The sequence below is a fragment of the Streptomyces sp. NBC_00846 genome, assembly GCF_045207325.1.
In the GTDB taxonomy this organism is placed as follows: Bacteria; Actinomycetota; Actinomycetes; order Streptomycetales; family Streptomycetaceae; genus Streptomyces.
In genome coordinates this window covers 341,314-353,726 of record NZ_CP108847.1, presented here as the reverse complement: position 1 = coordinate 353,726, position 12,413 = coordinate 341,314, and the positions used below count along the sequence as shown (strand labels likewise).

Sequence of the window (12,413 nt, the reverse complement as noted above, 5' to 3'; positions counted from 1 at the left end):
GGCTGCGGTGGCTCGACGGGACGAGGTGGCGCCGGGGCCTAGTTGCCCAGACCTGCCGGGATCCTCAGCATCACCGAGCTGGACGAGGCGGCGTTCGGGCCGCCCTCGCCGTAGACCATGAGCTGGTGGTGATCGTTGATGTCGAAGCTGTAGGTCGGCGTGAATCGATCACCGGCGGAGAGTGGCACCATGCCGGACAGATCCCAGAGCCGTCCCTGCGGGTCCCACATCGCCGACACCGCGACGTCCGGGAAAAGTTCGACAGTTCCGAGGATCCACCCGTCGTCGGTGACTTTCTCGCCGGTCGCGTTGTATCCGTAGTCGGCAAGGCGCCGCATTCCGCCGGCCTTGGTCCACACGAACGCGTCGTCACCGCTGGTCCCCACGACAGTCCCGGAGGCGTTCACATCGTTCGCCTGCGCCGAATGCTGTCCCGGAAGCGTGCCGAGATCCTGAACAACACCTGACGTCGCATCCCAGGCGACCGCGTGCGGCACATGGCCATCGGTGTGCGAGGCACCGACGATCATTCCGGCATCGTTGATGGCGCGCGGCTGGGTTCCCGTCAGATCCGGGGACAGGTGGGCCACCTTGCTGAACGTCCCATCCGGCGTCCGCACGAACCCGTCACTGTAGCTGTGGTTCTTACCGTCAGACTCCTTGACGATTGCTTCGGAGAATCCGGTGACCACCCCCTTGTTATTCACGGCGGTCGCGTAGCCGTTGGAATAGGGCCGCCAATCCGGGACGCCGAGCACGGTGAGCGATCCATCCTTGGCCCATTGGGCGGGAAGATAATGCAATGCACTGTCCGTCGCGATACCGACGGCGATCTGGCCGTCATTCAGGTCCAGAGCCGATCCGTACCTGCCCCCGGCGAGATCCAGGTTGGTGAACCCGTCGGCGGCCGTCCAGATGGTCGGCGTCATCCTGGCGTTGTACTGGCGATCCCCCGCGACTACGCCGCTCTCATTGAGGGCCGCGCCGACGAATGGCGGGGTCCACGCGACCAGATCGAGTTTGGGGACATCGACAGTGGCGATCGTGACGTCCGCCGCCCCGATGATCGTGCCGTACTCGTTGGCCACTCGGACCCGGCCGACCATGGGATCCTTGGTCAACTGCCGAGCGCTGACGATCATTGCCCCGTCGACCGGCATCGACTGGCCCGTGGCAACCGTGTACTTCGCGTCGGATTTCGGCGTGATCGTGCCGAGGCCCTTCGAGTACATCTCTTGGTGGTAGTCGAACGTGACGTTGTCTTCGGGCACGGCGACTCCCGCGACCACGATGAAGTACGTACCCGGCTGTGGATCATCGATGACGATGTGCTCGGGCGAGTCCCCGGTCGTGGTGCTCTGGTCTATCGGCCTGCCGTTGAAATACACATAGAAGTCCAGATCGGCAGCGTCTCTGGGCGTCAGCGTCACGTCGAGCCGGGTCGTCTGACGCGGAACATAGAGCATGTTGGACGTGATTTCGCCTTGCGAGACCGTCGAGAACAAATTGCGGACATCGCCGATCTCGCCAGTTGCGACGTGGGCGATCGCGGGGCCAAAGGTGTTCGTCCCCGTCGAGCCGACATTCGTCGGCGAGTTCATCGTCACCTTGTCGACTGTGACGGTCCCCGGATCGAACGACATGCCCTGCAGCGAAACCGTCGCTGTGTACGGGTTCTGTTCGACCGGAGACGTCCTGCGAGACTCGATCACGAACTCCCAGATGCCGGGTTTGGGTCGGTACACCGGTCGTGCGGTGGCGTTGCATTTCGCCGGGTCGGTGTAGTTGGTGTAGCAGTGGTAACTGGCGTTGGAGTCCGCGGGCATGCCGTCGGGGTCGATGGGCAACGCGCGGACCTGGCTGCCGTCGGCGAGCCCGCCCAGGGTCAGCTGCAGTGCTTCGACGCCCTTGGGAACGGGCACCAGCAGCGAGGTGGTTCCGGTTCGGCCGAGCGTGCCGGAACTGGTGACCGCGTAGTCGGGTTTGGCCAGCGGCTTGGTCGCCAGCACAGTGACGGCGACGAACTGGTCGATGCCGCCCGTCGCCGGGTCATCAATGGTCAGGATCGCGCTATGCACGCCGGAGGTCGTCGCGGTCGCGGTGACCGTGATATCGGCCGCCTTTCCGAGCTGCAGGGGCATTGCCGCGCGGGCGCTGAACGTGCCGTCGTTGCCGATCCAACCGATCCGGTGCACGACGTTCCCGGCGGCACCGCTGGTCCGGGTGACGCTGACCTTGTAGGTCTTCTGCGCACCGGTCACCTGGCCGCCTTCCGTTGGCAGACAACGGTTGTAGATGCCGACGCCGGTGTTCGGAGTCGCGAGCAGGCCGGACAGCGAACTGCAAACGGGAGCCGACACAGTGAGCTCATTGGTGTTGATGCCGGCGCTGAGCTGCTTCCAGGCCGCGACGGTGTCGATGATGCCGGCGCCCTGCGCGACGGCCGGGACGCCGGGGATCGGGTCGGCGGTGCCGGTCAGGGCGGTCTTCAGCCCCGCCGGGCTGACCGTCAGCGAATGGGCCTTGGCGGCCGATAGCAGCAGCGCCGCCGCTCCGGCGACCTGCGGGGCCGCCATGGAGGTGCCGTTGGCCATGCCGTACCCGGCCGGCAGCGAATACCCGGCCTCGGGGACGGCTTCACCGGACAGCCACATCGGGATCGAGGAGATGGCGGCGCCGGGCGCGGACACCTGCGGTGCCAGCGCCCCGTTCTCAGCGGGGCCGCGGGAGGAGAAGCCGAAGATGCCCTGCTTGGTGGCGACCTTCGACCCGTAGTCGGCCCACCAGGTGTCGGAGCTGACGGACGCGGCGACCGAGATGGCCTTGCCCGCCACGGACGGCGAGCTGACGGTGTTGGTGCCGAGGCCGTCGTTGCCGGCGGCGATGATGATCTGGACGTCGTAGTTGTCGATCAGCTTGTCGTAGAGCGCGGCGATCACGTCGGAGCCGTCGTTCAACGCGGGAAGCCCACCGATGGACAGGTTGACGACGTCGACATGGCGATTGGTGACCAGGTCGATCATGCCCTCGGTCAGTGCCGCCTGGGTGCAGCCACCGCCCCAAGTGCAGGCGCGGGCGGACACGATCTGCGCGCCCGGTGCGGCACCGTGCATCTGGCCGCCGAACATCGACGTGCCGGCAGTGATCCCCGCCACATGGGTGCCGTGCGAGGCGACCGGCAACCCGATAGAGACGTAGTTCGCGGTCTTGCCGACGTTGCTGCCGCCGAGCGGGGAGAGATCGACGTTGTCGCGGTACTCGACGACGAACGGGATGCGCTCGTTCTGCGGTGTCGCGGGGTCGTCGCTCCCTAAGTGGCCGACCTGGCGGTCGACCGCGAACGGGGCCATCGGTGTCTCGTCGGTGAGGTCCTGGTTGTTGTTGCCGTCGACCCAGATCCTGTGTGTGGTCGGGTCGTACAGAACCCCGTAGAAGTCCAGGGTGTCGCCATCCCGGTTGAGGTCGCCCTCGAAGTCGCTCCCGGCCGTCGCACCCTCGTAGAACACGCCGAATTGGAACGTGCCCTCCGGGATCGTCCAGGTCTTGCCCAGGTAGCTGAACGTCGGACCCGTCTTGGTGGCGGACATCCGCACCCAGCTGCCGTCGCGGTCGGCGACCGGATCGGTCTCGGATACCCAATCGACAATCTTGGGCTTGCCGTCGCTGGTCGTCTGTAGCGCGGGATGCTCGACGTCGACGCCGGTGTCCAGCACGCCGACGACCGTGCCGCGCCCGTCCCAGGCCGGGTTGTTCTTGACGAAGGCCTCGGCGCCGGTCTCGTTGATCGGTAGGTACGGGTTGTCGGCGGGCGTTTTCGCGCCGGGCGCGGTCGGCCCCGCGGCCTTCGTTGCCGCCGTCCTCGCACCCGCGGCGCCCAGATCCGGGCCCGGGATCTTGTACGTCCGGTTCAGGTCGATCGCCGCGACCGACCGAAGGCCGGCCAAGGTGGTCACGCTGTCGGTCGGGACGGTCGCCCGGACGTAGCCGACCTTTCCGGTCACCGACCCGACAGTCCCGCCGGCCTTCTCCACCGCGGTGACGACGTCGTCGGTCGCGCCCTTCCGGGCCAGCATCAACACCGTGACAGACTTCTTCTTCGACGCCTGCGCCTGCTGCAGCAGCCTGGTGTCGGCGTTGCCCAGCTTCTCGGCCGCAGTATCCGACAGCGAATCGTCGGTCAGCGGCTGGAACCTGTCGGTCTTCCCCGCCCTGTAGATCGAATCCGGGTTGTCGCGCCCGGCCCGGTCGTCGAGCCCAGCAACGGGCGACCGACCCGGCCCTTGTGGCCCGTCGGGATCAGCGGGTTCGGCCTTGCTCGCGCCAGCACTCTCGGAGCCAGTCGAGCTGGTCGGGTCGGCGGCTGCGGCCGCAGGCGCAATCAGCGCCGCGGCGATCAACACGGCCGACGCCGCGGCAATCACACCTGTTCGTCTTCCTCGTTTCATCGTGCTCCTAACCAAGGAGTGAAACATCACCGTGCGGCCAAGCCCGCAGACACGAGAACACCTGAGCCGCCTGGCCAATCTCGCAGTTGGGTCCGGGCAGGATCAACGGACCGAGTGGGGCGGATGTCCGCCATGGCTGAATGCCGCCACACTCGGCGCAGACCCACCGCTCCCAGTCGGTCGACCAGGCCGGCGAGGTCCCTCAGCACCCGCCATCGGTGCGGATTGCTCGCGGCGATGACTTTACGAGCCCCGCAGGTTCCTCTCCGGTTGCCGTCTCACCCAACTCAGGCGGGGCCACCGTGCCCGGCAGGCGTGGTCGCGGATGAAAGTGACCCTCCACCAGGACGGTGAGCTGCACCCCGGCGGATCTGCGCAACGGGGCTGTCAGGAATAGCCTGGAGAAGAGCGGCACCGGGACGGGGCGGACCCTCCAGATGCGGCATTGCCTTCGCCGCGCGGGACGCGAAACAGGGAGATAAAGAGATGCCCTGGAATCTCAACGGCACGTACCTGGAGAGCTGCAACTGTGACGTTGTGTGCCCCTGCACCACCTCGGGCCTCACCGCACCGGCCGACCACGAGCGCTGCCAGGTGACCTTCGCCTTCCACGTGGACAGCGGGAACGTGGACGGCGCGGATGTCTCCGACCGCAGCGTCGCCGTCTTCATCGACGCGCCCCGGGTGATGGCCGAGGGCGGCTGGCAGGTGGCGATGTATATCGACGCTTCGGCCGACGACGGCCAGGCGGACGCGCTGGGCAAGGTCTTCTCCGGCCAGGCCGGCGGGCCGATGGCGGCGCTCACTCCGCTCATCGGCGAGGTCCTCGGCGTGGAGCGCGTCCCCATCGACTACCGCGACGACGGCCGCCGCCACGCCGCGCGGGTGGGTGACGCCATCGACATCGAAATCGAGGACCAGGTCGCCCCGCAGTTCGGCGAGGACGGTCCGGTCATGGGCCTGACCGGCATGTTCCACCCGGCGAACAGCACGCTGACGATCGCCCGGTCCACCCGGGCCACGGGCAACGGCGTGTACGGCCGGTCCTGGGACTTCACCGGCGGCAACGGACACTCGGCGCCCTTCACGTGGTCCGCGTGACCGGTGGGCCGGCCACCATCCGCCGGAGGGCGGGCCCCGCCGGGCTGCTGCTGGTCGCGGCGGCCGCCGCCTGGGTCTGGGTGGCAACGCGCTGGGGCGGCATGCAGGCGATGCCTGGCACTATGGGCCTGGGCCTGCCCGCTTTCCTGGTCGTGTGGACGCTGATGATGGCTGCGATGATGCTGCCCGCCACGGCGCTCGTCGCCACGCTGTACGCGCGCACCATCACCGCGCATCGGGCATCGCGCATGGTCGTCTTTACCGTCGCCTACCTGCTTGTCTGGGCTGCGGCCGGGCTGCCGGGGTACGGGCTGGCCGTTGGCCTGGGCCGGGCGGCGAGCCTCCCCGCCGCGGCGGGGACCGCAGTGGCCGCGGCCGTGTTCGCCGTCAGCGGCGTCTACAACTCACGCCCCTCAAGGACCGCTGCCTGGCGAGGTGCCGCTCGCCGATCGGGCTGATGCTGCGCTACGCCTCGTATCCGGGGCCCTCGCGCGATCTGCGTGCCGGAGCCCACCACGGGGCCTTCTGCCTGGGCTGCTGCTGGTCGCTGATGCTGCTGCTGGCGGCGTTCGGTGTGATGAACCTGTGGGCCATGGTGGTTCTGGCCTCTGTGATCACCACTGAGAAGCTCGCTCCGATCGGCCGTCTGGTGGCCCGTGTCGTGGGGATCGCCTCGATCGCCCTGGCCGTCGCCGTCTTCTGGATCCCGGCGCTGGCTCCGGGCCTCACCTGTGCCGGAATGGCCGGGATGTGACAACGGACCGTGTCCGCCGGTGGATCGCGCGCCGGGCGGGCACGGGAGTCCTGGGATCGGCGGCGGAGACCCTGGCAACCGTGATTACGGCGAGCGTGGTCAGCGGCGATGCGACGACCGCTGGTCACCCCGGTCCTGCTGGACCACTCGGCCCAGGCCAAGGCGCACGCCGGCTTCGAGAAGAACGCCTTCGCCATTGACTGGAAGGCCCGCCAGGTCCGCTGCCCCGCCGGGAAGAGAAGCGCGCACTGGAACCCGGTGAAGCAGCACGGCGCGGACGCGATCGTCATCACCTTCAGCGTTCTCACCTGCCGCCCCTGCCCCTTCCAGAAAAGTGCACCAGCTCCGCGCTGGGCCGGCGCATGCTCACCCTGCGGCCCAGGGAACCGCACGAGGCCCTCGTCCGGGCCCGCACCGAGCAGAAGACCGAGACCTGGAAGGCCAAGTACGCCCTGCGCGCAGGAGTGGAGGGCACCATCAACCAGGCCCTGGACCTCACCGGCATGCGCCGGGCCCGCTACCGCGGACTGCCGAAAGTCCGCCTCCAGCAGGTCTTCTCCGCCACCGCCCTCAACGTGATCCGACTCGACGCCCACTGGACCGGACACAACCAGCACCACACCCGTAGCAGCCGCCTCGAACACCTCGCCTACCGCCTCACGGCCTGACCCCGGAATTGCGCAGCAGAGTCATCAGCAGGATCAAAGCTGCGCGCATGGTCAGCAGCGGACTGAGCGGCCGGAGACGGCGATGAGGGCGCGCTGGGCCGTAGTCGAGCGCGGCCGCGGCGGCCGGGTTGGTCTCTCGCGTGCGAGACGGATCGGTGCCGGCGGCGACGGCCTGGATGGTGCTCAGGGCGCGGACGACGTCGAGCAGCCGGTACGCGTGCGCGCGGCTGATGCCGAACTCCGCGTCGCCGTACGCCTCCCAGCTGCTTTCTCTGTGTCGAGTTCAGCGTGTTGGGGGCTTTGCATTCCGTACTGGCGGGTGCTCGGGCAGCGGCGCGGTGCGGCCTGAGCACCCTGGGACGTGCAGGTCAGCCGCCCTGACCGGCGCTCCCCATCGGGCCGACCTTCACCTGGGAGCCGGAGCCGTCCGTGACGGGCAGCGTGTCGGCGCCCGGCCAGTGGAGGGTGACCGACTTCGTCTCGTCCGGCGGGGTCACCACCAGCCCTGTGATGCGGACGCCGGAGCCGCCCGACGTGTTGATCGGGTAGTTGATGCCGAAGTACACCGACTTCCCGTCCTTGAGGGTCATCGGGGTGGCCTTCTCACCGGTGCGCTTCGCGGACAGCGACCCCGAGCTGGTCTTCAGGTCGACGCCGGCGTACCCGGAAAGCACGCAGTCCCGGCTGCCGCCGTTCTTCAGCTCCACCGCGACGGTCCCATCGGGGTCGCCGTCGATGGTGCTGTCGATCGCCGTGATCTCCAGCTCGTCGGTGCGGCACTTGCCGACCTTGCCGTTCTCGCTGGAGCCGGTCCCGGCGGTCGTGCCCTGCCCGCCGGATCCCTGCCCGCCGGATCCCTGCCCTCCGGTCGTGCCCTGCCCGCCGGATCCCTTCCCGCCGGAGTCCTTCCCGCCGTCCTGACCCGAACTGCCCGAGCCCGAACCGCCGCTCGTGGAAGACGCGGTGGACGCGGACGACGGGGCGCTCTGTCCCATGTCCTCGTCGCCGTTCTGGCAGGCCGTGAGCGAGAGACCCGCGACAACGGCCAGTGCGGCGAAGGTGAGCTTCTGTACACGCATTTTGTTTCTTCCTCAGCGTCGGTGGGGGGTGTCGGCTGCTCGGCACGGTCGGTACGAGCGAGCGTTTCTGATCACCAAGAGCCGCCCGGCCCGGCGAGTCGTTCCGCCCAACCACTCGCTAATACACCCCTGTTACACGCACAGCCAGGCACGACACGCACCACCACCGGGCACACCCCACCCGCACCGCCCCCTGCCGCAACCGCTCCCTGCCGCCATCCGGCAAGGGAAACAGGGGCCGGACACGGCGCACCGTACCGCGCCGGGGCACGCCACCGGCCGGCCGGGACGGCGGTTCCCGCCGCCGTTCCGCACCCGTCAACGCCCGCAGCCCACTGGGACAGACCCGTAACCGGGCGAATCTTGACCACAACCGGTGGCATGCCCGCCGGCCGAAGCACCAACCCGGCACGCTTCCCCCGCAGAGGACGGCGCCTTGTGACGACTCCCTTCGAACCGCAGGCATCCGCCTTCGAACCGGTGCCCAAGCAGCCACCAGTACGGCCCGGCCGCAAGCTCGGCCCCGTCGCCCTGGACATTTCCAGCTCGCACCGGGCCTGGCTGGAGCCGGTGCGCGAGTGATCAGCCCGTAGCCCTGGCGGGCGAGGTAGCGCTCGGCTTCGGCGATCAGCGCGCGGGCGACTCCTTGGCCGCGGTGGATGGGGTCGACCGCGATGGGACTTGTTGAGCTGGGTGGTGTCGTTCGGGGTGTGCCGGGGTGGTGTCGTCTCCTCTGTTTTGAGCGGGATCGAGGTCCGGGTTTGCGTCGCCATTCGTTGTGCGTGGGGTGAGTTCGGGCAGGTGCTCGTCATCGGGCAGGTGGCTGCGCAGCCGGTCTCATCCGTGAGGGAGAGGTTCCGTGGTACTTGCGGAACACCGTCGCGAAGTACTGCGAGGACGAGAAGCCCAGCGCGTGCGCGACCTCGGTGACCGTGGCCTGCGGATCGGTGGCGAGCTGCTCGAGGGCCCGCTCGAGCTTGCGTCGCAGTACGTAGTCCTTGGGCGTGGTCCCGGTGGCCTGGCGGAAGACCTCGTAGAAGCGGCTGGGTGACAGGCCCGCCGCGGCGGACAGACCGGCGGCGTCCAGTGGCTCTGTCAGGTGGGCTTCGATCCATTCCAGGATCGGCGCAAGGCTGTCCTGGGGTGCTGGCTGCGCCGAGGTGTGTCGCTGCGCGCGGGCCCGCGCCAGGCCGAGCACCGCCGCACTGACCATGTGTTGCAGCTGTCCGTCCGTGATCCAGTCGTCGTGCTCCTGGTCGATCCCCAACGCCCCGCCGGCGAAGCCGAGCAGCCCGATCAGGAAGGCCCGCTTGCGGCCGGTGTAGTCGGCGATCCGGCCGCCGAGCAGCAGCAGGCTGCCGAACGCCAGCGTGTAGGCGGTGATGATCCACTGCCGGTCGCCGTCGGAGAAAGATCCAGCCCAAGCGGGGCGAGGCGCCCCCGGTGCTGCACCGTGGCAGCTGCGCCGTGTTCGGGGCCAAGGACGGGCATCGGCTCAATCGCACGGAGGCGCGGCTTGCGGTGACGCATGAGACGTACATCGTGAAGTGCGAGATCTGCACTCCAGAGACGGGGCTGCTGCCGGAGCAGGCCCGGGCGGTTACGTGATGTCGTCCGGGGCGAGGTCGGGGCGCAGGCGGTGCCAGGAGGGGTGGCGTAGTCGGCCTGCTCGGGTCCGGGTCGCGTAGCGGACTTCGCCGACCAGGCGCGGCACTACCCATCGTGCGCCGGTCACCCCGGGTGCCTCGTCGAAGGGGCACTCGTCGATCGCTGCAATCTGGAGCAGACCTGCGAGCGTGGTGCGCTCTGTGTCGCTCCACCCGGTGCCGATGCTGCCCACGTACCGCAGAGCGCCCTCATGCCGTTCCCCCACCAGGAGCGCGCCGGGCAGACCGGCGAGCCGGCCGCGGCCGGGCACCCACCCGCCCACGATCACGTCGGCGGTACGGACGTGCCTGATCTTGATCCACGCGCGGGAGCGGACACCCGGTTCGTACACGGAGGTAAGCCGCTTGGCGAGCACGCCCTCAAGTCCCGCGGTCCGGGTCATCTCCAAGGCCTGAGCCCCGTGCCCGACGACCGCTGCCGGCGTCGCCCAGTGCGCCCCGTTCAGGTCCAAGTCCTCCAGGAGAGTGCGGCGCTGGGTGTAGGGCAGCCGGATCAGGCTGTGGTCCAGGAACACGGCGTCGAACAGGATCAGGTGGGCGGGCACGACCTGGGTCATGCGGGCGGCCTTCGTCGGGGATCCGGCCAGTCCCATCCGGGCCTGCAGTCGCTCGAAGTCACTGCGCCCCTCGCTGTCGAGAGCGACGATCTCACCGTCCAGGACCGCGGGCCGGCCGAGCATGGAGCCAAGTGGTTCGAGTTCCGGGTAGGCAAGAGTGATGTCCGCACCGGACCGGGCCCGCAGGGTCACCGTCCCGTCGCCCGGCAGGTAGATCACGACGCGCTGGCCGTCGTGCTTCACCTCGAACGCCCACCGGTCTTCGACGGCCGCGGGCGGCAGGCTGCCGGGGGTGGCGAGCATGGGTGCAATCCGCGGCAGCATGACCATGATGGGGCGCCGTTGTCCGGTCAGGATGCGCTGCGTTTCTTCGCAGCCGGTTTCCTGGCCGTGTTCTTCTTCGCGGCCGCCGTCGTCGTCTTCGCCGTCGTCTTCTTGGCCGGTGCGGTCTTCTTCTTCGCCGTTGTCTTCTTGCTGGGCCGCATCTCGTGCACGGTCGCGTCCTCGCCGTGCTCGCCACGGCTCTCCTTGGCCGCCGCCACGGAGGCGTTCAGGGCGGCCATCAGGTCCACGACCTTCCCGGGCTCCCGCTCCTCGCCCTCGGCCGGCTCCGCGAACTCCTTGCCCTCCGACTTCGCCGCGATCAGCTCTTCCAGGGCGTCGCGGTACTGGTCCCGGAAGCCGCTGGCGTCGTCCATGGCCATCGTGTCGGTGAGCTGGACGGCCCGTTCGATCTCGTCGTCGTCCAGATCGATGGCCCTGGGGGCGAGAGGTTGGGGGCTGCGGATCTCGTCCGGCCACCGCAAGCTGTGCAGCACGATCGCGCCCTCACGCACGCGAAGGAGTCCGAGACGCTCGCGCCCATGCCAGGCAAATTTCGCGACGGCGACCTTGTCAGAGCGCTCCAGCGCCTTGCGGAGCAGGGTGTAGGGCTTGGCAGCGACCTGACCGTCGACCGCAAGGTAGTAGCTGTCGCCAATCCGGATCGGGTCGATGCTGTCGGCCGAGATGAACGCGGCGATCTCGATCGCCTTGGCCGTCGGCAGCGGCATCTCTTCCAGCTCTTCATCAGAGATCGGGACCATCTGATCCTTGGTGAGCTCGTAGCCCTTGCCGATCTCCTCCTGCCGCACGACCTCGTCATCGAGCTCGCACACCTTGCGGGTGCGGACCCTGCCGCCGTCCTTCAGGTGGACCTGATGGAAGCGGACCGACCGGTCCTCGGTCGCACTGATGATCTTGACGGGGATCGTGACCAGGCCAAAGCTGATCGCTCCGGTCCACAAGGGCCGCGGCATACCTACCTCCAGGCCCCCCCTAGCGGTGTGAGCCGGGAAGCGGACCGGAGCGCCAGGGAAGGGGTACCAACCCCGTACGTACAAGGGGTCGGAGCGCGGCCGGGCCACCGCCCGTACCCCGATCCTCACGCCGGTGCCCGGGCGTCGCATGTGGATCATGGGGCAGGTGTGCCGGAGGGTGGAGCTATGTAGTGCTGTCCGGGGTGCGGTCGTGCAGCTCGGTATGCAGGGGGCGGTGTGCTGGTGCTGGTCGGGAGCGGGTGGTTGTGCCGCGTGCGCTGCCTCTGCGGCTTTCGTCTCCGTGTATTCCTCGGGGCTGGCCGTGCGCCTGCGCCGGCCGACCTCGTCGGTGAGCTGGTGCCGGGTCTCCGGTGCTTGGGGGGCGGCCCAGATCTGGACGAGGTGCTGTTCCGGAACGGTGTCGCCCTCCTCCGCGTAGATGTCGCCGGCCTCGGATGCCGCGTCTCGTCCACGTGCGTGGATCCCGAACCTCCACCACTGGTACTCCCCCTCCTCACCGAGGAGAGGGACTTCCATGAGGTCTTCGGAGAGGGGATCGCCCACCAGCGGCCCCTCGGACGGGAAGTACAGGCTGACTTCGACGGTCTCGTCCCAGCTCTCACGGTTCAGCGGCGGCTCGGAATCGGTCACGTCGAAGACGACGTCGACGTCACCGTAGGACGAGCACTCCAACTCGCCCCAGGCCCTGCTGGAGCGGTCCCGTCGACCGGGCCGGTCCATGGGCTCCTTCGCCCGCGCACTTGAGGACTTCTTCACCTTCCACGGCCTGGCCCTGCCCACCGACCAGGCCGAACGGCTCGCCGCCGTGAAGTTCCCCCCGCAG

Annotated in this window: 9 protein-coding genes and 4 pseudogenes; 6 read left to right on the top strand and 7 right to left on the bottom strand. The window is 68.8% G+C overall.

What is annotated here, in order from left to right; translation table 11 throughout:
• Window positions 1-38: 38 nt before the first annotated feature.
• The gene (locus OG936_RS38955) at window positions 39-4,397 is read right to left on the bottom strand and encodes a S8 family serine peptidase (protein ID WP_406500853.1); all 4,359 of its coding nucleotides are present in this window, start codon (window positions 4,395-4,397) and stop codon (window positions 39-41) included.
• Between the two features lie 534 nt (window positions 4,398-4,931).
• Between OG936_RS38955 and OG936_RS38950 the strand changes: the two genes are divergently transcribed.
• The 3 genes and pseudogenes from OG936_RS38950 to OG936_RS38940 all read left to right on the top strand — a co-directional run bounded on the left by OG936_RS38950 (window position 4,932) and on the right by OG936_RS38940 (window position 6,968).
• Window positions 4,932-5,546, top strand: coding sequence for a DUF1326 domain-containing protein (locus OG936_RS38950; protein ID WP_331755335.1), 615 nt, complete (start codon window positions 4,932-4,934; stop codon window positions 5,544-5,546).
• A gap of 101 nt (window positions 5,547-5,647) precedes the next feature.
• Window positions 5,648-6,300, top strand: a pseudogene (locus OG936_RS38945) (DUF2182 domain-containing protein).
• Window positions 6,301-6,500: 200 nt separating this feature from the next.
• Window positions 6,501-6,968, top strand: coding sequence for a transposase (locus tag OG936_RS38940; protein WP_331755428.1), 468 nt, complete (start codon window positions 6,501-6,503; stop codon window positions 6,966-6,968).
• 368 nt (window positions 6,969-7,336) lie between these two features.
• Here the strand turns inward: OG936_RS38940 and OG936_RS38935 are convergent, their stop codons facing one another.
• Window positions 7,337-8,047, bottom strand: coding sequence for a DUF4232 domain-containing protein (locus tag OG936_RS38935; protein WP_331755332.1), 711 nt, complete (start codon window positions 8,045-8,047; stop codon window positions 7,337-7,339).
• 438 nt (window positions 8,048-8,485) lie between these two features.
• Here OG936_RS38935 and OG936_RS38930 point away from each other — a divergent pair, with 438 nt between their 5' ends.
• Window positions 8,486-8,629 (top strand): hypothetical protein, encoded by a 144-nt coding sequence (locus OG936_RS38930; RefSeq protein ID WP_331755331.1) that lies wholly within the window; start codon window positions 8,486-8,488, stop codon window positions 8,627-8,629.
• 13 nt (window positions 8,630-8,642) lie between these two features.
• Here OG936_RS38930 and OG936_RS38925 read toward each other — a convergent pair.
• The 3 genes and pseudogenes from OG936_RS38925 to OG936_RS38915 form a co-directional block, all read right to left on the bottom strand.
• Window positions 8,643-8,723: pseudogene (locus OG936_RS38925) on the bottom strand (GNAT family N-acetyltransferase); the annotation flags it as partial.
• Between the two features lie 132 nt (window positions 8,724-8,855).
• Window positions 8,856-9,308, bottom strand: coding sequence for a helix-turn-helix transcriptional regulator (locus OG936_RS38920; protein WP_406500888.1), 453 nt, complete (start codon window positions 9,306-9,308; stop codon window positions 8,856-8,858).
• A pseudogene (locus OG936_RS38915) lies at window positions 9,309-9,455 on the bottom strand (MFS transporter); the annotation flags it as partial. It lies immediately after the preceding gene.
• Between the two features lie 35 nt (window positions 9,456-9,490).
• On the opposite strand from OG936_RS38915, the gene OG936_RS38910 reads away from it, so the two are divergent.
• Window positions 9,491-9,655 carry a DUF6233 domain-containing protein gene (locus OG936_RS38910; protein WP_406500850.1) on the top strand — a complete coding sequence of 55 codons (165 nt, stop codon included), beginning with the start codon at window positions 9,491-9,493 and terminating at the stop codon, window positions 9,653-9,655.
• On the opposite strand, the gene OG936_RS38905 is transcribed toward OG936_RS38910, so the two are convergent.
• Together OG936_RS38905 and OG936_RS38900 are read right to left on the bottom strand one after the other, a co-directional pair.
• The gene (locus OG936_RS38905) at window positions 9,648-10,601 is read right to left on the bottom strand and encodes an ATP-dependent DNA ligase (RefSeq protein WP_331755329.1); all 954 of its coding nucleotides are present in this window, start codon (window positions 10,599-10,601) and stop codon (window positions 9,648-9,650) included. The genes OG936_RS38910 and OG936_RS38905 overlap by 8 nt on opposite strands.
• Before the next feature lie 20 nt (window positions 10,602-10,621).
• Complete coding sequence (locus OG936_RS38900) at window positions 10,622-11,569, bottom strand: Ku protein (RefSeq protein WP_331755427.1); 948 nt, start codon at window positions 11,567-11,569, stop codon at window positions 10,622-10,624.
• Between the two features lie 679 nt (window positions 11,570-12,248).
• Between OG936_RS38900 and OG936_RS38895 the strand changes: the two are divergent.
• Window positions 12,249-12,395 (top strand): annotated as a pseudogene (locus OG936_RS38895) (integrase); the annotation flags it as partial.
• Window positions 12,396-12,413 lie beyond the last annotated feature (18 nt).

What these genes read in the sequence shown, in the direction of transcription:
- OG936_RS38950 (WP_331755335.1), top strand. Translation starts at nt 4,932, where the DNA reads ATGCCCTGGAATCTCAACGGCACGTACCTGGAGAGCTGCAACTGTGAC.
- OG936_RS38935 (WP_331755332.1), bottom strand. Translation starts at nt 8,047, where the DNA reads ATGCGTGTACAGAAGCTCACCTTCGCCGCACTGGCCGTTGTCGCGGGT.
- OG936_RS38905 (WP_331755329.1), bottom strand. Translation starts at nt 10,601, where the DNA reads ATGGTCATGCTGCCGCGGATTGCACCCATGCTCGCCACCCCCGGCAGC.
- OG936_RS38900 (WP_331755427.1), bottom strand. Translation starts at nt 11,569, where the DNA reads ATGCCGCGGCCCTTGTGGACCGGAGCGATCAGCTTTGGCCTGGTCACG.